At 55.6% G+C, this 23,338-nt stretch carries 27 protein-coding genes; 17 read left to right on the forward strand and 10 right to left on the reverse strand.

Annotated features, from left to right (window positions below; genetic code table 11):
* Positions 1–17: 17 nt before the first annotated feature.
* Positions 18–224: a hypothetical protein gene (locus RX972_RS11035; RefSeq protein WP_316875029.1), complete on the reverse strand. Its 207-nt coding sequence runs from the start codon at positions 222–224 to the stop codon at positions 18–20.
* Between the two features lie 399 nt (positions 225–623).
* On the opposite strand from RX972_RS11035, the gene RX972_RS11040 reads away from it, so the two are divergent.
* On the forward strand, positions 624–950 hold the full coding sequence (locus tag RX972_RS11040) for a hypothetical protein (protein WP_316875030.1): 327 nt from the start codon (positions 624–626) through the stop codon (positions 948–950).
* 378 nt (positions 951–1,328) lie between these two features.
* Here the strand turns inward: RX972_RS11040 and RX972_RS11045 are convergent, their stop codons facing one another.
* Both RX972_RS11045 and RX972_RS11050 read right to left on the reverse strand, forming a co-directional pair.
* Positions 1,329–2,414 (reverse strand): DUF6396 domain-containing protein, encoded by a 1,086-nt coding sequence (locus tag RX972_RS11045; RefSeq protein ID WP_316875032.1) that lies wholly within the window; start codon positions 2,412–2,414, stop codon positions 1,329–1,331.
* 44 nt (positions 2,415–2,458) lie between these two features.
* Positions 2,459–3,439, reverse strand: coding sequence for an AraC family transcriptional regulator (locus RX972_RS11050; protein WP_316875035.1), 981 nt, complete (start codon positions 3,437–3,439; stop codon positions 2,459–2,461).
* 188 nt (positions 3,440–3,627) lie between these two features.
* Here RX972_RS11050 and RX972_RS11055 point away from each other — a divergent pair, with 188 nt between their 5' ends.
* Positions 3,628–4,812: an aldo/keto reductase gene (locus RX972_RS11055; RefSeq protein ID WP_316875038.1), complete on the forward strand. Its 1,185-nt coding sequence runs from the start codon at positions 3,628–3,630 to the stop codon at positions 4,810–4,812.
* Between the two features lie 337 nt (positions 4,813–5,149).
* Entirely contained in the window at positions 5,150–5,536 is a 387-nt protein-coding gene (locus tag RX972_RS11060) for a hypothetical protein (RefSeq protein ID WP_231675907.1), read from the forward strand.
* Positions 5,537–5,625: 89 nt separating this feature from the next.
* On the opposite strand, the gene RX972_RS11065 is transcribed toward RX972_RS11060, so the two are convergent.
* Positions 5,626–6,525 (reverse strand): AraC family transcriptional regulator, encoded by a 900-nt coding sequence (locus RX972_RS11065; protein WP_231675905.1) that lies wholly within the window; start codon positions 6,523–6,525, stop codon positions 5,626–5,628.
* A gap of 160 nt (positions 6,526–6,685) precedes the next feature.
* On the opposite strand from RX972_RS11065, the gene RX972_RS11070 reads away from it, so the two are divergent.
* Complete coding sequence (locus RX972_RS11070) at positions 6,686–7,444, forward strand: SDR family NAD(P)-dependent oxidoreductase (RefSeq protein ID WP_316875043.1); 759 nt, start codon at positions 6,686–6,688, stop codon at positions 7,442–7,444.
* Positions 7,445–7,480: 36 nt separating this feature from the next.
* Here the strand turns inward: RX972_RS11070 and RX972_RS11075 are convergent, their stop codons facing one another.
* Entirely contained in the window at positions 7,481–8,041 is a 561-nt protein-coding gene (locus RX972_RS11075; protein ID WP_316875045.1) for a VOC family protein, read from the reverse strand.
* A gap of 278 nt (positions 8,042–8,319) precedes the next feature.
* Between RX972_RS11075 and RX972_RS11080 the strand changes: the two genes are divergently transcribed.
* The 4 genes from RX972_RS11080 to RX972_RS11095 all read left to right on the forward strand — a co-directional run bounded on the left by RX972_RS11080 (position 8,320) and on the right by RX972_RS11095 (position 10,274).
* A complete protein-coding gene (locus RX972_RS11080; RefSeq protein WP_122395585.1) occupies positions 8,320–8,616 on the forward strand; it encodes a hypothetical protein in 297 nt (98 codons plus the stop codon).
* 116 nt (positions 8,617–8,732) lie between these two features.
* The gene (locus tag RX972_RS11085; protein WP_316875047.1) at positions 8,733–9,233 is read left to right on the forward strand and encodes a nuclear transport factor 2 family protein; all 501 of its coding nucleotides are present in this window, start codon (positions 8,733–8,735) and stop codon (positions 9,231–9,233) included.
* Positions 9,234–9,501: 268 nt separating this feature from the next.
* The gene (locus RX972_RS11090) at positions 9,502–9,873 is read left to right on the forward strand and encodes a transcriptional regulator (RefSeq protein ID WP_316875048.1); all 372 of its coding nucleotides are present in this window, start codon (positions 9,502–9,504) and stop codon (positions 9,871–9,873) included.
* A 152-nt stretch (positions 9,874–10,025) separates the two neighbouring features.
* A complete protein-coding gene (locus tag RX972_RS11095; protein WP_027901418.1) occupies positions 10,026–10,274 on the forward strand; it encodes a hypothetical protein in 249 nt (82 codons plus the stop codon).
* A gap of 366 nt (positions 10,275–10,640) precedes the next feature.
* Here RX972_RS11095 and RX972_RS11100 read toward each other — a convergent pair whose 3' ends face one another.
* From RX972_RS11100 to RX972_RS11110, 3 genes are all read right to left on the reverse strand, one after another.
* Complete coding sequence (locus RX972_RS11100; RefSeq protein WP_316875050.1) at positions 10,641–11,189, reverse strand: hypothetical protein; 549 nt, start codon at positions 11,187–11,189, stop codon at positions 10,641–10,643.
* Between the two features lie 82 nt (positions 11,190–11,271).
* Positions 11,272–11,454, reverse strand: coding sequence for a DUF1289 domain-containing protein (locus RX972_RS11105; protein WP_027901417.1), 183 nt, complete (start codon positions 11,452–11,454; stop codon positions 11,272–11,274).
* A 3-nt stretch (positions 11,455–11,457) separates the two neighbouring features.
* Entirely contained in the window at positions 11,458–11,817 is a 360-nt protein-coding gene (locus tag RX972_RS11110) for a hypothetical protein (RefSeq protein ID WP_316875052.1), read from the reverse strand.
* 373 nt (positions 11,818–12,190) lie between these two features.
* Here RX972_RS11110 and RX972_RS11115 point away from each other — a divergent pair, with 373 nt between their 5' ends.
* The 8 genes from RX972_RS11115 (at position 12,191) to RX972_RS11150 (ending at position 20,629) form a co-directional block, all read left to right on the forward strand.
* Positions 12,191–12,442: a DUF6124 family protein gene (locus RX972_RS11115; RefSeq protein WP_241154059.1), complete on the forward strand. Its 252-nt coding sequence runs from the start codon at positions 12,191–12,193 to the stop codon at positions 12,440–12,442.
* A 163-nt stretch (positions 12,443–12,605) separates the two neighbouring features.
* Positions 12,606–13,358: an outer membrane beta-barrel protein gene (locus tag RX972_RS11120; protein WP_316875055.1), complete on the forward strand. Its 753-nt coding sequence runs from the start codon at positions 12,606–12,608 to the stop codon at positions 13,356–13,358.
* 112 nt (positions 13,359–13,470) lie between these two features.
* Entirely contained in the window at positions 13,471–14,034 is a 564-nt protein-coding gene (locus RX972_RS11125; protein ID WP_316875057.1) for a hypothetical protein, read from the forward strand.
* A gap of 491 nt (positions 14,035–14,525) precedes the next feature.
* Positions 14,526–16,148, forward strand: coding sequence for a methyl-accepting chemotaxis protein (locus RX972_RS11130; protein WP_122705516.1), 1,623 nt, complete (start codon positions 14,526–14,528; stop codon positions 16,146–16,148).
* 71 nt (positions 16,149–16,219) lie between these two features.
* Positions 16,220–17,029 (forward strand): AraC family transcriptional regulator, encoded by an 810-nt coding sequence (locus RX972_RS11135; RefSeq protein WP_231675861.1) that lies wholly within the window; start codon positions 16,220–16,222, stop codon positions 17,027–17,029.
* A gap of 90 nt (positions 17,030–17,119) precedes the next feature.
* A complete protein-coding gene (locus RX972_RS11140; protein ID WP_316875062.1) occupies positions 17,120–17,506 on the forward strand; it encodes a cupin domain-containing protein in 387 nt (128 codons plus the stop codon).
* A gap of 317 nt (positions 17,507–17,823) precedes the next feature.
* Entirely contained in the window at positions 17,824–19,074 is a 1,251-nt protein-coding gene (locus tag RX972_RS11145; RefSeq protein ID WP_316875064.1) for an aspartate aminotransferase family protein, read from the forward strand.
* 154 nt (positions 19,075–19,228) lie between these two features.
* Positions 19,229–20,629, forward strand: coding sequence for a VOC family protein (locus RX972_RS11150; protein WP_231668002.1), 1,401 nt, complete (start codon positions 19,229–19,231; stop codon positions 20,627–20,629).
* Between the two features lie 141 nt (positions 20,630–20,770).
* Here the strand turns inward: RX972_RS11150 and RX972_RS11155 are convergent, their stop codons facing one another.
* Positions 20,771–20,977 (reverse strand): DUF6434 domain-containing protein, encoded by a 207-nt coding sequence (locus RX972_RS11155; RefSeq protein ID WP_316875066.1) that lies wholly within the window; start codon positions 20,975–20,977, stop codon positions 20,771–20,773.
* Between the two features lie 134 nt (positions 20,978–21,111).
* Entirely contained in the window at positions 21,112–22,398 is a 1,287-nt protein-coding gene (locus tag RX972_RS11160) for an FAD-binding oxidoreductase (RefSeq protein WP_316875130.1), read from the reverse strand.
* A gap of 529 nt (positions 22,399–22,927) precedes the next feature.
* Here RX972_RS11160 and RX972_RS11165 point away from each other — a divergent pair.
* Positions 22,928–23,125 carry a hypothetical protein gene (locus RX972_RS11165; protein ID WP_027898088.1) on the forward strand — a complete coding sequence of 66 codons (198 nt, stop codon included), beginning with the start codon at positions 22,928–22,930 and terminating at the stop codon, positions 23,123–23,125.
* Positions 23,126–23,338 lie beyond the last annotated feature (213 nt).

The following is a 23,338-nucleotide window of genomic DNA, read 5'->3' on the forward strand; positions in this document are numbered from 1 at the left end:
AGAACCCAGCCGAAGGCCTACCGCGAAAAGGTGGCATCCAAGCCGTCCAGCGCGCCTTCTATATTGATATCCCCACTCCAGGTGCTCACCAAAAGCTGCATTAAGTAGTACAAAAAAAGCACCTCGCGGCGCCGCAGGTGCTTTTTTGTGGCCGTTGATTGGTTGAGTTGCCAGTAATTTCGGCGTTCTTTTCCATAATGCACCAGATAATTGCCCTGCAGCATGAGCTACGCGCCAACGCCCAAGCGGATGAGCGCTCCTATTCATAACGATTCCAACAACGCAGTTGGTGCTACAGGTCGACTGTCAGGCGCTCATGCCCGGTAATACATCCAAGCTTCAACCTCACGAAGAAACATATATAAATACCGCCCTCGCCTCCTGCTGGACCCCTAATCTGCGCACCGTCGTTGCCAAATCAACGACCGGATTTGACGATCCGATTTCGATCTATGCGCAGTTGCGTACCTCCCATAGGCTTTGTTGCCTACGGGAGGGCCATGGTGGCTGTGCGTGGGAGACCTTCGGGTCTGCCGGCTGAGATCGACCGGTTCGTCAACCCGCGTACAGCTGCCACCCTTTCAGTGTTGTGGCGGCTCCACTTTGGACAGGACTTCCTGCATATGAGCCACAGCACCCCACTCCCCCGCTACATCCCTCTCACCCAACCAAGCCTGGACAAACCCGTTTTCCTGCTGGACTCCGAAGCGCCATTGAAAGACCTGCAAGCCTGCGCGGAGCTGCGGGTGAGCCTCGTTACGCGCTTCCTCGATACGCTGATCAACATGAAGCCCACCGATGTGGACGAAACCGATCTGGTGACCATCGCCAGTACCGCTCACCTGTTGATGCTGGAAGCTTGCGATGTGCACCGGGTGATCGAGAAGCGTCTTTGGAGCTCTGGAGAGACGGTGTCCGGCGGTTGTGAGCTTGAACGGCAGTCAGCGTGACCATGCATTTGCAGTGGTGCATTTGATTGAGATGGCGCGATGCAAGATGGAAGACGCTGTGAAGTTCAGCCACAGCGCTCCTCACCCGAGAGACGTTGCGTGAACAAAAACTAAATAGTTTCCAAAGCTGTGAGCTGTCTACGTCTACAGACGCTATGGACAGCTCTCAATCTTTCACGTCAGTGCTGAGTTCTTACTCGCAAAACGCCAATAAAGCAGCCGCTACCTGCATCGTTGCCGCCTCCCTGAGGGTGGGGCTTGAAACCCGCTACGGGATAAATCAGGCTGGCGGCTACAGCGCGAAAATCGGGGTCAGACTACCTTTGTTCTAAACGTGCTCTGCCCCCAAATTTTCAAAGCGATTCCCCCCCCCCGAAACTACTCCACTTTCACCGCGCTATCCTTCGGTAATCCCGTCTGCGGATCCAACCCTTTGGCTTTTGCCATCTTGCCCATTAACGTCTCCGACGGAGCCTCCTGCGGTGCAAGCTGCTCTTTCTTCCACTGAAAGGTCCCGTCCCATTCGGGCAAAGCTGCAGGAGGCAGCGGCACAATTTGATTCAGGTCGGGCACTCGCGGGTCGAAGTTTTGCTCATCGATCAAGAAAATACGGATCTTCTCGTATCGTTCATAACGCGCGGCGTCACTCTTCATTCCTAGTGTTTCAGGCCCGCTCGCTTTCTCGTTAAAAGCATCCACAAGTCTGGCTGCAGCAGCAGTTTCACCCATCATTACTGCTTGCTGGAATCCCGCCATCGCTTCGGCGTAGTGCCGGTCTCTGGCTTGTTTGATGGCAAGCGCGTACATCGCACCACCGTGTCCTTGCTGGGCGGCACAGCGGTAGAGCGGCAACGCGAATGCGATGTCCTTGGCCTTCGCACCGAATGCCTTGGACATTGCGATCGAGTTGACGTCGAGATACTCGGCCAGTCGGTGCTGCGCCTGGGCATTGCCCAGGTCCGCTGCCTTGCGATACAGGGTTAATGCCTCGGTAAGATTCCATTCCTGGGCATACATAGCGGCCTGGAGCAGGTAGCCTCGCGACGGATACTGCTGTGTGAGCAACGTCGCAAGGCGCTCGGTCTCTTTCTGGCGATTGCGGCGAAGCTCAGTGACAACACCATCGTAGCTGTCATCGATCAACTTCCACTGTAGGGACCTCAATGCCTCGGTCGCATCGGCGTTTCCATACGCGGACGCGATACGGTAATAGCGACTGATGCGGTTGAATTCATCGAGACTCGCACTGTTGAAATCCCCTTCGCGCATGTATTCAAGATGGTGTGCATAGAGGAATAAACGTTGTGCATCTGAATCCTGAGGCACGACCGAGGGGCCCGTATCCTGCGTGCACACGAAGTCTCTGCGTATACCGCTGGCCTCGATCGGCGATTCCTTTCCAACGGTCACGTTAGACCAAATCGCTAGCAACGATGCAAACAGCCCAGCTTGTATAACCTTCATAGGAACATTCCTTTCCATCCTTTGGTTTTTTTGGAATAGGGCCGCTATTCCAGCCTCCCACCGTGCGCCCTTGCATGCTTGATGTCTCTCGACGGCGGGGCTCCGAAACGTCGGGTGTATTCGCGGCTGAATTGGGCGACGCTTTCATATCCGACCCGCAACGCGGCGGTGTTCACGTCGATTCTGTCGGTCAACATCAGGCTGCGCGCGGCTTGCAGCCGTAACGACTTTTGATATTGAACAGGGCTGGTGCCGGTCAGCTTGCGGAAGTTGTGATGCAGAGTGGAGCTGGCCATGCCTGATCGTTCGGCGAGCTCGGCCACGTGAAGCGGCTTTTCGTAATGGAGTTTCAACCATTCAATGGCTCTGACGATGCCTTTGTCTCGATGACCGTCGCGGGTGACGCTGCGCAACCACTGGCCCGCACTGCTCAGCAGCAGTCGGACGCATATCTCCCGCTTGATCAGGTCCGACATCAGGCCAGCCTCAAGTGGCTGCTCGATCAGTGTGGCGAGCCGGGTGAATGCGTCGAGCATCTCGCTTGATGCCATTCCAGATGCGAAGCCCCGCGCTTGAGAAGGCACGTCCTGTTTGGAAGGTGCCTGCATCTGGATGACTTCGTTAAGCAAGGCCAGGTCGAGCTTCAGCACGATGGATAAGTAAGGTGTCTGCTCGCTTGCCGCTGTCACGCGAGCCAGTGTCGGGATATCGACCGATGTGACAAAGAACATTCCCTGCCCAAAATCACAGGCTTCTTCACCGAACGTGATTTCCTTCGAACCCTGCAGAATGATTGCCACGCAGGGCTCATAAATGCAGTAAGTGGGCGTGCCCAGTTCAGCCATTCGGTAGAAGGTCAGGTCTGGAATCGACGTTTTGCAGATCTCGTTAAAACCGATCTGCCGGGAGACTTTTTCGACAAGCCGTCCGAGTGACTGGAGACGCTCGTTGGGCTCGACGGATTCGCGCGGGATGAGGGAATGCGCATGCTCGAAACCGAATTGCGAGATAGAACCGCTCGTCATCACAGGCGCCCCAGTTAACGGAAGGTTCGAGTCTGCTGAGAGTGCGTGCTCAGCACAAGCGTATCGGCAGGATTATGCATAAACAATGGCGATTTAGGGTCACTCGCCTACCCCTCGTTGTTCTAATTTCTATCGCGAATATCGGCTTCGATGAGCCCGTAGAACTTCAGCCGCGAACGGAGAGCTGTATGGACAGACGAGATTTTCTTACCTATTCGGCAGCGGGCGCAGTAGCAGCCGCTTTGTTACCGACATCGAGTATCGCCAGTTCGCTGGCTGCAGCGCCTGCGCCCTCCCCGCTGACGGAGCGCGGAAGCGTTATGCGTACAGAAGGGCGGATTGTGCGCGCAGACCTGCCCCTCAATTCGCCCTCGCACAAAATGCGTTACATGACCCCGCAACGCTTCGGTATGGGCGGGACGCAGATCGGTAATATCTTTGCGCCCATCAGTGACGAGCAGGCGGATTCGGTTTTGCAGGCGGCCTGGAATGCCGGCGTAAGGCTGTACGACACCTCGCCGTTCTACGGGTTTGGTCTGAGCGAATATCGTCTGGGCCGTTTTCTGCGCGGCAAAAATCCAGCCGATTATGTGATTTCCACCAAGGTCGGCCGAGTGTTAACGGCGGCAGGTGGCGTGCGCGCGGATCATGCCATCTGGAAGTCACCCGCGCCCTTCAACTATCGGTATGACTACACCGCAGCGGGTACGCGTCGCTCTGTGGAAGACAGCCTGCAGCGATTGGGTCTGCCGCGTATCGATATCGTCTTTATCCATGACCTCTCGCCAGACAACACTGAACTGGAAGGCGGATGGGAGGCGGCGTATCAAGTGGCGCGCACAGGGGCAATGGTTGAGCTTGAAAAGATGCGGGCCGAGGGCTTAATCAAGGCATGGGGCTTTGGTGTTAATACGCCGAATGCTGTGGTTCAGGCGCTGACCCGCGATGATCCGACGCCGGATATCGTGCTGCTCGCCTGCCAATACTCTCTGCTCGATCACCGCGATGCGTTGCGTAACACCTTTCCGGCATTGAAAAGGAAGGGCACCAGTGTCGTGGTTGGAACGCCCCTGAATGATGGGTTCTTGGGAGGGCGCAGCCGGTACAACTTCAGCCCGGATATACCCGCTGGTGCGATCGAAAAGCGTGCGCGAATAATGGCGGTGGCCAGTCAACATGGTATCGACATTCACACGGCCGCCTTGCAGTTCGCCGCAGCGCATCCGCAAGTGTCCGCAATCATTCCAGGGGCGCGCTCGCCGGGGCAGGTCATTGCCAATGTGCAAGCGATGAAGGTCGGCATTCCCGCAGCCTTCTGGGAAGACCTGAAGAGCCAGAGCCTGATTGATGCTCAAGCGCCGGTTCCGTCCTGAGTCAGGTAAACCCACTCTCCACTAAGATCCGCTCCAGCATTGCACCACTCCGCCCCCGACGGCCGTCGAAATAGCCAGCAGCCCTGCGCGGACTCTTCAACTCAGGGTGTTTCTGCGCTCGGTAAATAGTACACGTGTACTATTTTTCAGGCTGAGGACGGGGCGTATAAAGCTTCATCAAATGACTGATCTAACAGCCTGAATCTACTGACGCGTTTTAACATCGCAAGATGAAAGTGGAATTCTTCATTCAGGTTCACCACGTGAAAAATCATGAATAACCCGGCGCTAACAACAAGCCTGTCGCGGGTTAAATATTGATTAACGGAGTCAGGGTATGAAGTTATTAGGTGTCGCGTTGTTGGGGGTCATGCTCTCCGGGTGTACAAACTCTCCGCTGGGGAATCTGTTGTATAACCAGCGCTTTCAGACGACTGAGGATGTACAGGCCTCATGGGTGGGATCCTCGGCAGATGATCTGGTCATGTCGTGGGGGACGCCGAAAAACAGCTATAAGATGGCGGATGGTTCCAGCATGCTGTCTTATGAATATCTCTGGCTTGCAGGTGCCGGCGGGTATAACCCAAGGTATGTCTGGTGCGTTCAAAGGTTTCTTGTCGAGGGGGGTGTCATCACACGGTGGGGCTTGTCCGACGGCTGTCCGGTAAGACCTGAAAATGCCAAGTCGATTCCTGATACTCCTGTTCCCAAGCCGACGTTGTAATCGCGTCGCCCACGCTGACTCTTAAAAGAAGGCCGTCACCGAACCTGAGTAAATGCCCTGTCTGTTCTCGACGCGGGCAGTGCTTCGCATCAGGACCTTCTCGCAGTTCCAATCGCCTGCCGTATCTCCCGCACATCACGCGCAGGCGACGCACCGAACTGCCGTGAATACTCCCGACTAAACTGCGATGCGCTTTCATAACCCACAGCAAATGCCACGTCAGACGCGCGATGCTCACCCGCCAGCAGAAGCTGGCGGGCTTCCTGCAATCTGAGTTGTTTCTGATATCGCAGGGGGCTGAGGCCTGTCATGGACAGGAAGTGGCGATGCAGGCTTGCGCGGCTCATGCCGCTGGCACCGCACAAGGCGTCGATGCGAAGTTGGACGTTGTAGTTATCGCGTATCCACGCAACGGCTCGGCGGATACCACCCAGTGCGCCATCGGGTTGGGCGATCTGGCGCAGCAGTCGTCCTTGGGGACCCTGCAGGAGACGATAAAGCAACTCCCGTTCGACCATGGGGCCGAGCACCGGGATGTCGGTGGGCGTGTCGAGCAATGACAATAAGCGCAGCAAGGTGTCTCGCAGCGGAGCGCTCATCGGGTTTATGGCGATGCCAATGCCTTTTTGTTCAGTCTCGCGAACCGCAGGCATGGTCGCTGCCAATTCCGCCAATATCGCCGGGTCGAGCACGAGCGATACCGCAACGTAAGGCTGCCCATCCTCAGCATCCAGAATCTGCCCGATCAAGGGCAGGTCCAGAGCGCTGATGAGGTATTGCTCGCTGTCATAGCTCAGCAGTTCGTCGTTAATGGCAACGCTTTTCGAGCCTTGCAGGATGAAGCAGATCATTGAGCGATACAGGCATGGTGCCTTTTCTGTAGAGCCTTGCCCCACGCAGATATCCACACGCGGAACCGGTGTGATAGTCAGGCCCGGAGGCGCGTGGCGCAGGGCGATATCGAGGTGCGGCGCAAGCTCTCTGTTCATCGGGCGATTATGCCTGCGCCCGGTCATCGCGCAATACGATTGAGACAATCAGGCAATGAATTGAGCTTATTGGGCGTGGGTGGCGCTGCTTTACTTGCCTATCTTGAGCGGGTCAAAACCGCGCCGAAAAGACGCGCCTGAAACTCAGCAGAGAACACTCATGACTCACAAGATCGCACTCATTACCGGCGCCAGTCGTGGCCTTGGTCGCAACATGGCGCTGCACCTTGCCAAACGTGGCGTTCACATCATCGGCACCTATCGCAGCGGCGTCGCAGAAGCCGAATCGCTGAAGCAGGAAATCCAGGCAATAGGCGGCAAAGTAGCGATGCTGCCGCTCGACATCACCAACACCGCCAGCTACCCGGCTTTTGCAAGCGCTGTAACGGAGACGTTGAAGACCGGGTTCGGCCGCGAGCGCTTCGACTTCCTGGTCAACAATGCGGGCAATGGTCTCTTCGCGAACTTCACTGACGCAACCGAAGACCAGTTTGCCTCACTGGTCGCTACCCACCTTCGCGGTCCTGTTTTTCTGACGCAGAAGCTGCTGCCACTGGTTGAAGATGGTGGTCGCCTCCTGAACGTTTCGTCCGGCTTCGTGCGCTTTACGTTGCCGGGTTACAGCCTCTATGCGGCGGTAAAGGCCGCTGTCGAGGCGCTGACCCGTTACATGGCAGTAGAACTGGGTTCGCGCCAGATTCGGGTGAATGCGATTGCTCCGGGCGCCATTGCCACTGATTTTGGCGGCGGTGTAGTGCGCGACAATAAAGACGTGAACGCCTATGTAGCACAGGGCATCGCGCTGGGCCGTGTCGGTCTGCCGGATGATATCGGCGGTGCAGTCGCAGCGATCCTGTCTGACGACATGGCGTGGGCTAACGGGACGACGTTTGATATTTCGGGTGGGCAGTTGCTTTAGTCGCAGCGGCATTACCCCCTGCCCTCTCGCCGCCTTTTACTTGAAGCGAGCCTCCATCTCCTCGAGGCTCAGGGCATTCTGCTCGTCAAAGGCGGCCCGGCGCTCAATGGCTACACGCTCGATGCGAAGGTCTTCACGTTCGTCACTGGGAAATGCTGAAACCGCCATAGCCTCATCCTGAACACTCCGACTCCCCAACCGCTCATAAAACCGCAACAAATACCCATCCGGATCAGCCACCACAAACTGCCGATTCCCGTTCTCCTCTGCGCCCACCCGATACCAGCGATCCTCCACCGGCAGGAACAATTTGATGTGGTGTTCGGCGAGCGAGCGAAGCAATGGCTCAACAGATGGCACTCGAATCTGGACATTAAGGCCCCTGCCGAATGGATAATGATCCGGCTGATAGCCTTGCTCGAATGTTCTGCCTTCGCCAATCTGGTCGATCATCAATTCTGCGTCGCCTAATGCCAGGTAGCAGAAGCCCTCCTCGGGGCGCTCGTATTGGCAGGTGAAGCCGAGGATTTCGCAGTAGAAGCGCTTTGAAGCGCGCCAGTCAGAAACTGAAAATTCCGGAACGAGGGCATTGCCCATGGTGAACCTCTCTCACTAATCGCTTCAATCAAGCATCTTAGAGGCCCCCCTAAAAAAATAAAACAATATGACTTTAATAGACCAAAAAAATAACAATATTTAATAATAAACCATACCAACAAACCCGCTCACTCTCTTTTTTCGACCGACAAACCGTGCCAGGCAGGGCGTGGCAGTGGGGCTATCGTAATCGGCGGTCGGTAATTCTTAACCCCGCCCCGTCATCCATGCTTTAAGAACCTCTGTTAGGCTTTGCCCGACCTTTCAAGGAATCGCCAATGAAATCCCGCTTTAAAACTTTGGCTATTTTGCTGTCACTCGTGCTCTCAGGATGCGATGAGTCAACCGAGATGTCTTGCCCCGATAACGGTGAGCAGTTCTGGCTGCAATCACTGGATGCTTATTTTTTACGGCACCCTGAGCACGTGAAAACAACACCCTACGAACTAAAGCCGGGGGCATCGTATGACTCCAGAACGAACTGGTGGACAGTGCCGTTCGACATCGGACAGAAGAGGCTTAAGGCTTTGATGAACTGTGAGGGCCACATTGAGATCAGCGGGCGCAAATCCTGAAGGCACAGAACGCAGCATCAGGCAAAGCCCTCGCAGTATCGAGCTACGCCGTCAGCTCAGATGCGGGTTAGGTTCTTCCCCACAAGAATCCTGATAACCGCAACGGAGTGAACGACATGCGCACATGGCTAAAAACGGTTTTTCGGTTCCAAGCTGCTGCCCTGCTGTCTGTGTTTTTAACGGGCACGGCGTGGGCGACTGACAATGCAGCGCAGCCTTCAAATGCGGAGTTGGTCCGCCAATCGTTTGTGAATTGGCAGCAAGGCACAGGCACCACCTTCGACCTGTTGGCGCCTGACGCTGAGTGGACCGTCGCTGGGTCCAGCCCTGTTTCTGGCGTTTATAAAGGCAAACAGGACTTCCTGGAGCGAGCTGTAAAACCAATTAGCGCGCGGCTGGCCAGCCCGATCAAACCTGTTGTTCTGAGCATTGTTGCTGAAGGCGATGTGGTGGTTGTGCTGTGGAACGGTGAAGCGACGGCACTGGATCAGCAGCCGTACAGAAACAGTTACCTGTGGCACCTGACGTTCAAGGATGGGCAGATCACGCAGGCGAAGGCATTTCTGGATACGTATGTGTTGAATGATTTGATAGGGCGGGTGAAGCCGGAGGCTTGAAAGCTTCACCATTTGCCAGACAGGCTCCCGACCAGAAGGCATATAGGCAACTCTAGATACATCTTTTTCTTTGCCGGGAAAAAGACTCCAGAGCGATCATCCCCTGAAGAGTCAGTGGGAGACGAAAATGCAGTATCCGATGTGGATGAAATGGGGCGAGAGCTGTTGGTCAACGAGACCGGCTTACCCAGCTAGAACAAACGATTCCGCGGATACGGTGTGGAGCGTTCTGGTGATTGGGATGGTATGGGCAAAAGATGGAGTGATCATGAATATCCGTCCGATTCGAACAGATGAAGAATACCGGGAAGCTCTCAAAGAAATCTCCCCTCTGTTCGAGCGCGAGCCTGAGCCTGGAACCGCCGAAGGTGATGCATTCGAGGTCATGATTACCTTGATCGAAGCCTATGAATCGAAGACGTTCCCGATTGATTTACCGGACGCAATTGAGGCGATCAAATTTCGTATGGAACAATCCGGGCTTACAGCAGCAGATCTGGTGCCTGCCATCGGCAGAACCAATCGTGTTTATGAAGTGCTGAACCGGAAGCGATCACTGACTCTGCCAATGATCTGGAAGCTCCACGACATGTTTGGCATTCCGGCAGAGAGCCTGATATGCCCTACAAGCGCAGCTTGACCGTCGCTGTCGTTTAGCTGCTGGAATGGAATGCCGGACTGCTGGCACTCCAAACATTACGTCGCTTTTTCTATCCCCTTCCCGCCCGTTTTGGCCCACTATGGTCGGCTTACTAACCGCCCTCGACCCGGTCGATGGTTTTGGAGCGCGTAATGACACAAGAAAGGCTGGACCTGTTACGGCTGCCAAAGCCTATTCGTGGGCCTATTGATAAGCTGCTTCGCTCTCTGGATGCCGCCAGCACTCGCGAAGATGTCGAGAGCGAGGGTGAGTTGCAGATTGCTTTTATCCTTGGGCTGGAAACCGCCAAGCGTTTGCGGCCGAGTGATGTTGAAGCGCTGTATATGATTTTTGATGATGCGGTGCAGGCAAGACTGGAAGCGTTTGGGCCGCAGAAGTAGGCGATTGCCGCAACACGGTCGCCTCTTCGCCCCAACGCCGCGCGCCATCAACACCACCTATCTCTGAATTGAAATGCTTTTTTCCCTGCAGGAGATTGCTCCGTGCCCCGACACAGGGCTGTCGCGAAGCAAACATTGGACCTGTAGGAGCTGCCGAAGGCTGCGATTGCGGTGTGTCAGAACAAATGTCTCGCAGCCTTCGGCAGCTCCTACAGAAAATGCATTTCAAGCCATTAGTTTGCATTTTGTCTGACGAGCGCGCTTGCCCGCGATTCGGTATGTCAGTCGATAAACATATCGCCCGTGCCGTCGCAATCGCGGGCAAGCGCGCTCCGACAGGTTCCCCGCTGCGCGAAAGCTGGGCTGTTACTTAACCAATTCAATCTTCTTCACAAACACCAACATCTCGTCCTCGGCGGGCCCGGCGATGCGGTCTTTGTTGGGTTCACTCGCCACGGTGACTTTGACGTTCCTGCCTGCAATGTTCGGCAGCAAGGTAGCCTCCCCTTCGTCTTCAGCGATAAACCACGAGCCGCATTTGCCATCACAATAAGCCGTGAAGCGGCGGCCGTCGTTGAGCAGGACAGTGACGGTGTGATCATCAATACCGCTTCCGGAAATCAATGCGCCTTGGAAGGTTTCAGGTTTGGTGAGGGTGAATGTGCAGAAGTCCGGCGCGGTCCCGTCATCGGCCAACATTCCGCAGCCGCGCTCGACTTCGCTGTTGATCATTTCGCAGCTATTGGCCGCGTTGCACGGTGGTCGGGTTGCGGGCGATACGCTGATGCATTGCTTCACGAGTAACGCCGAGCGCTTATCACCGATGGCTTCAGCGCAGGATTTATCAGCCGCGTTTGCCTGAAAGGCGCCGAGCACGCTGAACAGAAACAAGAACATCAGGCTTTTTGTTTTCATGGTTTTTCCTGGCGACAGGTCGGGTATCGATGCTCGGAGTATTGCAGAGGGCGGCCGCTTTCACACAGCTGACTAAGAGCCCTCAGCCTTTCTTCTTGTTCAGGCTTTTCAAACGCTGACTGGCGCGCTGCACGGCGGCCATTTTCTCGGGGCGATTCATGCGACGCCATTTGCGGATATCTTCCTTGTTTCGGCCGCAACTCACGCAAAGATCACCGCTGAGCTGGCAAACCGAGGTGCAGGGATTTTCAATGTCCTTTGCCACGCTTCAACCCCGCGCCAGACGTTGCTGCCAGTTGCCGCCATTGGCACGCTGACATTGTTCTTCGCTGTCGAACTGCACCCGCTTGCTGACATCGGCAATGATGATATCGGCGTCTTCGAGCGCCTGGGCAGTCAGCTCAACCATGCGTTCACGTTGGCCACTGGCGAGGGCCTGGTCTTTCTGGATGTCTGTATCGAAGATCCACACCACGCGCAGGCTGGCAGGAAAAGCTGCGTAATCCACCTCGTGGGTCAGCCACGAAAAGCCGACGATCTCTGCTTTTGCGGTTTCGCACGCCTCGGTCAGGGTAGACGCCAGGCGGCGCTCGATACGTGCCTGATCGCGTTTGCTTAACGGCGGCATGGCGGGGTCCTTGGATGAATTCGATAAGACGGCAATCATACGTTACCTGGCAGCGTCATCCATAAGCACTGAGCGTTGTAGGATCGGTCTCGATTTCCGCCAACGCCGCCCGCTGGGTTGTTTACGGGAAATCGCTTCTCTAATCTCCCGCCCGTCGCTGCACATCAGCGACCGGGTTTAGTCGCCTGACTCACAGAAAATCTTAAACATCCCGCTATAGGCATCTATTAGCCTTTGTTATGGCGGCTGTATGCGGGGCACTTTCGAGTGCGCCGATTTTCTGTGATCGGTCGACTAACCCTCATACAGCTGCCACCCCTTCACGAGTCCTGAAGGTTGCAGCTACCCGGTTACGCATAAGGAGATCAACACGGTGAAGAACAACCCAACCGAACTTTGCACCCTTAACCGCTTCTTTTCCGTACGCACGGACATCAGCCAGGAAGACGTCCTCTCACACACCGCCGACCTGCTGCGCTGCGCAACCAGCACCGCTTACGAAGCCGCCGACAACCTGCACGGCGCGCAACGCGACCACGCCATGTCCGTGATGCATCTGGTGGAAATGGCTCAGGCCATGGTGGATGGGTTGCTGGATCGTAAGCAGGCTGAATGTGTGAGTTGAAGGTTCGTAAGGTGCGAACAGAATGACTGATACGTGGACTCGGTAGCCTACTGACCTCTCACATTTAACGGCTATTTTCCTACACCAGCCCCCGAACTTTTCCCACTCGAAACCCTCGAACCTGACGCTTTGTTTTCACATTTTTTTCACAAGGAGTTGAAAAGTGTCTAGTCGTTTTGCATCCCGCCTGTTGAAACTCTCCGCCCTTACCACTCTGCTGGCCGCGCCATATGCGATGGCAGCGACGGCTACCGACCCGATCTTCACCGCTGGTTTGCTGGGCAGCTACGGTGATTTCAAGCTGGAAGGCGGCAGCGAGTCGGATAAAGAACACATGCCGCAGGGCGGTCTGTTTTTCAACTTCGGCAACAAGCTGACAGCCGAGTCGGGCTTTATTTATCAAGCAGGTGTTGAGGCCAGGTACGGAAAGAAGAGCGACAACAAGCTCAAGGAAGGCCAGGGTGATGTAGACCTGGGCTGGCGTGCGGCGCTGGATGCGCGCAATTTCGTTGATGTGATCGTCGGTGGTGGCTATGGCTGGACGCGTTACGAGCCGGACTCTGATGATTTCGACATCGAAATGACCGCCCGCTCGCCGTTTGCCAAGGCCGCGCTGGGTTACAACCACAAGTTCGACCAAGGCACGATGCGTGTCGAGCTGGGCGCGCGTCGCACGATCAACTCCGACACCTACATCAAGGTCAATGATCTGGGCAGCGACACGGTCGACCTCAAGGACCGCACCAACCCTTATGCCGAAGTCAGCTTCCTGATGAACCAGAACGGTTCGCTGCCGCTGACGGCGGGTGTTTATTACACCCGCACCGAGTACAAGCTCGATCAGGACTCGGATGTGGCCGACAACACCAAACTCAAGCGCGATGAGTATGGTGTGAAGGTTGGTTTGGCGTTCTGATGTAAAGGCTTGATGCTTTCCTGCGGGTTCAACTGAACCCGCAGGACCGGGTTTAGCCGGTCCTGCAACGCCGACAAATGCGCGGTGTCATCTCCACAAGGTCTGGCGATCAATGGAACCAAGACAAAAGAACTGCGAGCACTGTGGTGCTGTAAACCAGTGGGTAAATCCAGGCCTGTCGCGCGAGTGTGTGAGTTGTCATAAGGGCATGGACTGGACACTGGATATAACGTGTCGAAACTGCAGCAAGCACAACAAGGTGCGGCCCAACGGGGTAAAGGAAGCGAAGTGTCTGCGTTGCCATAAGCCGCTGATCTGGACGTTGCACCCCGAGCTATACACCAAGAAACGACTACCATTGGCCGCGCGCGTGCTGCTGGGGGCGCTTTCCTTGTTTCTTATAACGATCATGATAAAAGCGCTGATTTATCAGGAAATAGAGATCTTTTATCCGGGCAGGCACGGCAATTCCTCGTGGTTTTACTTTGCAGGTCGGGACATGATCTGGCCGGTGGCTTCACTTCTCTCCTGGGCGGTTAGCGCGTCAGCCCCAATCGTCAATCATTACGACAAGAGGTTTAACGAGCGCAGCTATCGGAACCTGATCATCTTCAGCCTCGTCACAGGGTTTGTCCTGCATCTACTGTCTATCCCGTTCGGAATGAAGGTGGCGTAGAGTGCTTTTGGCCGAGGTGAAGCGCGGCCTTCCATGCCAACCAGGGGCTCACGGCTTGCTGAATCGGGGATTTCCAGCACGGCAGCCACCCTAGGTCGAAGAGTGCTCCCCTTCACAACTAACCTTCCTTGTGATTAAAATCGGCTTGCACTTCCTGAACCCAAGCTGAACAACCACTTCATTAATCACCTCGCAAAAAAAGCACCTTGCTTAATACTTTGGTAATAGCATCTTTATCAACAATAAACATTCGCATTACAGGTCGGCGAAAACACTAACAAAATCAACCGTGAAAAGAACTTAAAACTGACGTCAAAAAAATATTTATATTCACTCAAACACTTGACTATCTTCGTGATTGAATTTACCAATCACCACTCCTCTGAAATCTCTTGCATACAGTGACCTTTTTTAAGATCTTAGGCTTAAGAGTGATGGCACATGGACATTAAGTCATTCAGCCGTTTCTGACCTTACTTACAGGTGAACTCATGTTCATGAGAAATTTCAAACTAACACCCAGAGCGTTGCTCAGTTTTGGCGCTATCTGCCTGCTGATGCTAGGCCTGAGTACCCTCTCGCTGTACAAGATCAGCGAGGTTCACAAATCCACCGTAGAGCTGGAAACCGATTGGCTGCCCAGCATACGCCAGGCGGGCAAGATAGACGCCACGCTACTGCGCCTGCGGCTTGAAGCGTTGCATTACACCGCTGACGGGGACGACAAAAAAGCTGCGTCGATCATCAAGATGGGTCAGTTGAAAAAAGAGCTGGATGAACAGGTAAGCGGTTACGCCGGGCTTGTATCCGATCCAGAAGAACAGCGTCTCTACAACGATGTCATGCAAGGCCTCAAGCGTTATGAAGAAACACTGGATGTATTAATCGCTCAAAGCGAAACCCGTTCAACCCAAGAATCCACTGTTTATATCAACACCGTCACTGTACCGCTGGCGACTGCTTTGCAAACCTCAATCGATAATCTGATCAGTGTGAATGATGCCGGCGCCACTCAATCAGGCCTTGTCGCGCAAACGCAATACGACCAGGGTTTTACGTTCACTATTGCGATCATGATTGGCACAATTATTCTGTCGATGTTTATTGCCTTTCTCTTTACCCGCAGCATCAGCGCACCGGTGAAAAAACTGGTGCAGTCCATCAAGCAGATATCAGAAGGTGACCTGAGATCTACCGTCGAAGTGTCTGGCAAAGATGAACTAACCGAGTTGCAACTCTCGACCGATGCCATGCTTCAGAGCCTGAAGAGCACGATTCAGCACATCTCGGACTCTTCCGGTCAGTTGGCAGCGGCGGCTGAAGAAATGAGCTCCATCACCGAAGAATCGCTGTCGGGTATTCAGAAACAGAACATGCAAACCGAACAGGCCGCGACGGCCGTGAACCAGATGACAGCGGCCGTTGAAGAAGTCGCACGTAACGCAGTAGCCGCTTCGCAATACACACAGGATTCGGAGAAATCCGCCGCAATCGGTAAAGATAAAGTCGCGGAAACCATCAAATCGATCAAACAACTCAGCCAGACCGTGCAGCAAACCACCGTTGAAATCGAAGGCCTGGCGACGCAAACCCAGGACATCGCCAAGGTGCTCGACGTTATTCGCTCGATTGCCGAACAGACCAACTTGTTGGCCTTGAACGCCGCCATTGAAGCCGCGCGCGCAGGTGAACAGGGCCGAGGCTTTGCCGTGGTCGCTGACGAAGTTCGTGCACTCGCACATCGCACCCAGACCTCGACCCTTGAGATCGAGCAAATGGTCAAAGGCATTCAGACAGGTTCAGGCAAAGCGGTGCAGGCCATGGTGCAGAGCAACAGTGAGGCCGTCTTGACGCTAACCATCGCGCAGGAAGCCAATATCGCCATCGGCGACATCGCGTCGGCAGTATCTGACATCAACGAACGCAACCTGCTGATTGCCACGGCATCCGAAGAGCAAGCGCATGTGTCCCGGTCGGTGGATCAGAATCTGGTCAGTATTCGCGATCTGTCCATCCAGAGCTCGTCGGCCGCCAGCCAGACCTCCATTGCCAGCACCGAGCTGTCGAAGCTGGCCGTCGGTTTGAACAGGCTCGTCTCTCGATTTGCCCTGTGAGCTGAGCGCCCTGCCATTCGTTGCGATTGCCGTATATGGTAGGGCGACTCAGGGCGCAGGTTAAAATTTCCATGGCCACCGAAACCAAACGCGACTGGCTGGTGCGTGCGCCGCAGTCGCGCAAGATGGAACGAATCGAAGCTTACTTCAGCGGGCACGGCTACACACCGCATCGTCACGACACCTACGCCATCGGGCGCACGCTGGCCGGGGTGCAGAGTTTTCATTACCGCAACGATTACCGTCACAGCCTTGCAGGCGGCACCATGGTTTTGCACCCGGACGAAGTCCATGACGGGCAAGCAGGGACCGATGCGGGCTTTCATTACCGGATGTTCTACATCGAGCCTTCGCTTATACAGCAGGTCCTGGGCGGTAAGTCGTTGCCTTTTGTAGCGGGTGGCCTCTCCAGTGATCCGCGCCTATTTGCCGCGACCAGTGCGTTGCTGCAAAGCATGGAAAACGCCCTCGACCCACTTGAAGAAGAGGACGCCATTTACGATCTGGCCCAGGCGCTGGACGCTGCCGCCGGGAATAAACGCGGGCGGCGAGCGCTGGATTACACCGCAGCCGAACGGGCGCGAATGTACATTCATGACGCGCTGAATCAGGTGATCACGCTGGACGATCTGGTAGAGGCCAGCGGTCGCGACCGCTGGAGTTTGTCCCGGGATTTTCGCGCGCTGTATGGCACCAGTCCCTATCGCTACATTACTCAGCGTCGTCTGGCAGAAGTGCGTCGTTTGCTGCTCGCGGGCCAGCCGCTCAGCGAGGCCGCGCTGGCGTGTGGGTTCTTCGATCAAAGCCACATGACGCGCCAGTACAGTCAGGCATTTGGCATCTCCCCCGCACGCTGGCTGAAGATGCTCGGCCGACACTGACAAGGCCATCCAAAGCTGCACGATCGTGCAATACGGTTTATTTGTAGCTCGCTAAGGTTGGTGCTTCTGAATCAACCGAGAGCACTGACCATGACCAGCACCTGTTCTGCCCCGCCCAACTCCGCAGTTAACTTCGCCGCCAAATATGCGCTGTTCACTGAACAATGGACGCCGAAAGTTGTGGCGGAAATGAACGACTATCAGTTCAAAGTGGTGAAGATTCAGGGCGACTTCATCTGGCACTCTCACGCGGATACCGACGAGACTTTCATCATTCTGGAAGGCGAATTGCGCATTGATTTTCGCGATGGTTTTGTCACGGTTGCTGCCGGCGAAATGTATGTCGTCGGCAAGGGCATCGAGCATAAACCCTACGCCGAGCGGGAAGTGAAACTGCTGCTGATCGAGCCGCGCGGAGTGCTGAATACCGGACATGAGGAGAGCGGCCGGACGGCGGTTAATGATGTGTGGATTTGATTTAAGTCGCTGACGAAACGTCTTAACGCAGAAATGCAAAACCTGTAGGAGCGCGCTTGCCCGCGATTGCGTCAGAACGGACGAGATATTCATCGACTGACAGACCGAATCGCGGGCAAGCGCGCTCCTACAGATCCCCGCTTGCATCACGACGGCGTGGTGTCAGGGACACCGGGGCAGCGCATACAAAAATGCGCTGCATGCCGGTGCTTTCAACGTCCCGAATTATTGGAATGACGCCGCGAGTTTATTTCGCTTGTGGGTGATTGGCCTTACTCGCTTATATAGGGGCAATCTCTCTCGGCAGAAAACTGGTCATGAATCGCGAAAACATCAGTCAATCCATTTCTCATGTTCATCCGCTGACGCTGTCCCACGGCAGAAACGCCGAAGTGTGGGATACCGACAACAAGCGCTATATCGACTTTGTTGGCGGCATTGGCGTGCTTAATCTGGGGCATACCAATCCGCACGTTGTAGCGGCCATTCAGGATCAGGCCACGAAACTCACGCATTACTGCTTCAACGCGGTGCCTCACGAACCCTATGTCAGGTTCATGGACAAACTGGAGCAGTTCGTCCCGGTGTCTTATCCACTCAGCGGCATGCTCACCAATAGCGGCGCAGAAGCGGCAGAAAATGCGCTGAAAATCGTGCGCGGGGCCACGGGCAAAACCGCAGTCATTGCCTTTGACGGTGGCTTTCATGGCCGCACCCTGGCGACATTGAACCTCAATGGCAAGGTCGCTCCGTACAAGCAAAAAGTCGGAGTATTGCCGGGCCCGGTGTTTCACATTCCGTACCCGAGCAAAGACAACGGCGTGACCACCGAGCAAGCGCTAAAAGCCATGGACCGCTTGTTCAGCGTCGAGATCGATGTGAACGACGTCGCCTGTTTTATCTTTGAAGCAGTTCAGGGGGAAGGCGGTTTTCTAGCCATGGAGCCTGACTTCGCCCAGGCGCTGCGCCGGTTCTGCGATGAAAAAGGCATTCTGCTGATTGCCGATGAAATCCAGTCAGGCTTCGGGCGTACCGGGCAGCGCTTTGCCTTCACCCGGCTGGGTATCGAGCCCGATCTGATTTTGCTGGGCAAGAGCATCGCTGGCGGCATCCCGATGGGTGCAGTGGTGGGTCGCAGAGCATTGATGGGTTCGCTGCCCAAAGGTGGCCTTGGCGGTACGTACTCCGGTAACCCGATCGCGTGTGCAGCGGGGATCGCCAGCCTCGACCAGTTGAACGACGCGAACCTTTCCGCCTGGGGCGAGATGCAGGAAAGCATAATCGTCAGCCGTTACGAATCCTGGCAGGCCAACAAGCTGTCGCCTTATCTGGGACGCTTGACGGGCGTTGGGGCCATGCGCGGTATTGAGCTGATCACCGCCGATGGGGCACCCGGTACTCAGCAACTGGCGCAACTGCTGGAAACGGCTCGTAAAGAAGGTTTGTTGCTGATGCCGAGTGGCAAGTCGAGACACATCATCCGCTTGCTGGCGCCATTGACGATCGAGCCAGAGGTATTGCGCGAGGGGCTGGATATTTTTGAGCGGTGTCTGGAATCTCTGGAATAACAACAATCCCGTGGGAGCGAATTCATTCGCGAAGACATTGATACAAACAAAACATATCTATCGAATGTACCGGCCCTTTCGCGAATGAATTCGCTCCCACGGGAATGGGGCCAGGCGCAGAATTTAATGACCCTTGAGGTGGAGATTCCCCGCAATGACAGCTTCAAGCTTCGCAAACCGTGACGAGATCCGTGCCAGTTTTTCTCGAGCCATGTCGGACATGTACAAGACCGAGGTGCCACTCTACGGCACGCTGATGGAACTGGTCGCGGAAACCAATGACGGCGTTCTGGCGAGCAATTCGCAAGTTGCGCAAAGCTTGAAACTGACCGGTGAAATCCAGCGGCTGGACATGGAGCGCCATGGCGCGATCCGTGTCGGTACCGCCACTGAACTGGCCACCTTGAGCCGTCTGTTCGCGGTCATGGGCATGGAGCCGGTGGGCTATTACGACCTGACACCTGCGGGCGTGCCGGTGCACTCAACCGCCTTTCGTGCCGTACATGAACACGCTCTGCAAGTCAGTCCGTTTCGGGTGTTCACATCGTTGCTGCGTCTGGAGCTGATCGCCAATCCCGAGCTGCGCGACTTCGCCAGCCAAGTGCTAAGCAAACGCCAGATCTTCACCCCGCGTGCGCTGGAGTTGATTGAAAAGTCTGAACTGGACGGCGGCCTGACTGAAGCCGATGCACAAGACTTCGTCGAGCAAGCGCTGGAAACTTTTCGCTGGCACAACACCGCCACGGTGAGCCTGGATCAGTACAAACAACTGAACGCCCAACACCGTCTGATCGCGGACGTGGTGGCGTTTCATGGCCCGCACATCAATCACCTGACCCCGCGTACGCTGGACATCGACACGGTGCAGGACGGCATGCCCAAAAAAGGCATCACGCCTAAAGCCGTGGTCGAAGGACCGCCGCGCCGCAACTGCCCGATCCTGTTGCGCCAGACCAGTTTCAAAGCGCTGGAAGAGCCCATCACGTTTATCGGCCAGTCCGCGAATGAAGCAGGCAGCCACTCGGCGCGCTTCGGTGAAATCGAACAACGTGGCGCAGCCCTGACGCCCAAAGGCCGCGAGCTTTACGACCAGTTGCTGAATGAAGCCCGAGACGCGCTGGGTGAATTCCCCAACGAGGGCAATGCCGTGCGTTACGCCGAACTGCTGGGAACCGCGTTCAAGGCGTTCCCGGACAGCCACGAAGAAATGCGTGATCAGGACCTGGCGTACTTCCGCTACTTCGCCACTGAACAAGGCATCGCAGCGGGTGCAAGTATTCAGCAAGGATCAAGCCTTGAGCAGTTGATCAGCGCGGGCTACGTACACTTCGAACCATTGGTTTACGAAGACTTTTTGCCGGTGAGTGCGGCGGGGATTTTCCAGTCCAACCTGGGCGATGACGCGCAGTCTCATTACGGCACCAGCTCCAATCAGCAGGATTTCGAGCGGGCACTGGGTCGTAGCACCATCAACGAGCTTAAGCTCTATGCCGATACACAGCGCCGCTCGTTACGGGAGTGCTCGCAAGCGCTGGGCATCGCACCGTTGGCCTGACGTGGGAGTCGCACAGCAGATTAATCCTGTAGGAGCTCACCGAGGTTACGAGGCCAGCGATGGCGGAGTGTCAGACAAACCGCCATCGCAGCCTCGCGGTGCTCGTCAACTCCTACGGAAAGCTTATATAGCCTGGACTGATCACCCCTGCCGACGCTGCCACTCATCGGCGACATCGCCCATGTTCTTGGGGATGTCATTGCGTATCCAGGCCATGAAATCCCGGTCGAATCTGAATTTTTCACCGCATTGTTCAAGCATGAAACGCCGAACGTTCTGGGTGTTTTTGTAAGTCTTGTCCACGAGCGTGGCGCGGGTGATGGTGTTGCTGTGCCAGTCGGTGGGCATGGGAAAAATCCTTGAATTGGAACGTCGACTTGTAGGAGCTGCCGAAGGCTGCGAATTGCGGGGTATCAGACACACTGCCTTCGCAGCCTTCGGCAGCTCCTACAAAATGTGGCAGCTTAGACCACTCTAGAGCCTTACAGAATCACCCGCAAACACTGCCCCGCGTGATACAGGTTGAAGCCCGCCTCATAAGCTAATGCCCGCACACCTGCGCTTTTCAGCTCTGGAGCCGGGGCAAACGGGATCGGCAACACGTCCGGATCGTCCTTGATCAAAAAGTCCGCGAATGCCTTGCCCATGACGGTGCCCGTGGTGTTGCCTCGTCCGTTGTAGCCATTGGCGGCCACCAGCCCCGGTGCAGGTTCGAACAGTTTGACCATGTGATCCGGGGTGAAATCAATGCAGCCCGTCCAGTGCATTTCCCATCGGACTTTGCCCAGTTGCGGGAAGTAATGGCTCTGAATGCGATCAGCCCAACTGCTGATGAACCAGTCGGGCTTGTTGTTCATCTTGCCCATGCTGCCGAGGATCAAGCGACCTTCGTTGTCGCGACGAATACTGCTCAACACCAGGCGCGTATCCCACGAGCCCTGCCCGTGCTTGAGCACTTCATCCGCAGCGCTTGAGGTCAGTGGTTCGGAGGCGACGTTGTAGTAGTAACCCTTGAAGAAATTCTGCTTGATGCCCGCCCACTCGCCTTCGGTGTAAGCGCCGGTTGAGACCACGACTTTGTCAGCCGAAACCGTACCGCCCGCCGTATTGACCAGCCAGCCCGAGCCTTCGCGAGTGACAGCCTGCACGGGCGAGTTCTGGAAAATCTGCCCGCCGAGCTTGAGCACGGCTTCTGCCAGGCCGACGGTGTAGCCCATCGGGTTGATGGTGCCTGCACGTCGGTCCAACAAGGCGGTGGGGATTTTGTCAGTGCCGCAGTATTCACGGCACTTGGCACCGGTCAGCAGTTCGACGTCAGCACCGCGACGCTTCCATTGATCGTGACGTGCCTGAATGTCTTTGGCGCCATTGGCGTTGTGAGCCATGTGCAAGGTGCCGTCGTGACGGGCCTGACAGTCAATGGCGTATTTTTCGATCAGGTCGAACACCAGTGCAGGCGCGAGGCCCATGATCGTGTTGAATTTCTCCCCCACGCCGGGGCCGAGCACCGCAGCAGCATCATCGGGCGCAATCCAGCTACCGGCATTGACCAGTCCGACGTTACGCCCCGAGCCGCCCGTGCCGATGCGCGTGGCCTCCAGCAGCGCAACGGATTTGCCGCTTTCCAGTAAATGCAATGCGGCAGACAAACCTGTGATACCGCCACCGATCACGCAGACATCGACCTTGAGTGCACCGCTCAGGGGTACCGATTGAATCTGACGAGTCGTGACTTGTTCCCACAAACACTTTTCACGCAACTGATCCATCTCGAACTGATCCCCGCCAGAACTGCACACGAAAATAATCTGCTTCATTCTTGATCCGATGCAAGGGCAATACCAAACGACCTTTACTCCGGATATCAGTCGGTTTCGGCATGATCCGGGCTGATGTGAGTCTGTGGGCTCAGAGCTTGTTCTCATCAAACAACATGCAAACCACTGGATTGAAATACATTTTCTGTAGGAGCTGCCGAAGGCTGCGAAGCATTTCTCCTGATACACCGCGATCGCAGCCTCCGGCAGCTCCTACAGGGCCTGTGTTTGCTTTGCGACAGCGTGGTGTCGTCCTGATATCGCCGAGACGATATTAAAACGCCACTTACGCACCTGCGCAGCGGCGTTTTTCTCGTATTGAAAACAGGTCGTTTCGGCCAATGAATACGGGAACATTACGTTCATCGGATAGGTAATTTTTATGTAGCTCATTTGCCATTTTCGGTGCAGGATTTTTCCGACGTTTTCAGCCGCCGTTGACTCGGCGTTTCGTTCACCCCACTGATGGAGATGCTTACCGATGCTAATCCAAATAGAAGAAGGGACTCACGGCGCCAATTGGGTCGTGAAGCTGGACAACTACCCCGTCAAATGTCGCAGCAGGGATGAAGCCCGCGAATTTGCTGAAAAAATGAAGTCACGAATCAATGCCCCGCACTCGTTGCCCGGCAGGTTCAGCTCTACATCGGTCAACCAGACGGCGGCGCATGTCGGTTGAGATCAGGTTTGAAGAACAGGAATAAAAAAGCCCGGCTTACTCGCCGGGCTTTCCATTTCTACGACATCCTTTTCACATGATTTTCACGGCGGCGCTTTTAACCTAGCGTCACTCCTGTTGAATCTCCTGGCCCGCCTCGTAGCGGGTCTTTTTTTGTCTCGCGTTTGAGCATTGGACCCGTAGGAGCTGCCGAAGGCTGCGATAGCGGCGTGT

Origin of the sequence: Pseudomonas syringae group sp. J309-1 (assembly GCF_032582135.1) — a bacterium.
GTDB classification, from domain to species: domain Bacteria; phylum Pseudomonadota; class Gammaproteobacteria; order Pseudomonadales; family Pseudomonadaceae; genus Aquipseudomonas; species Aquipseudomonas quasicaspiana.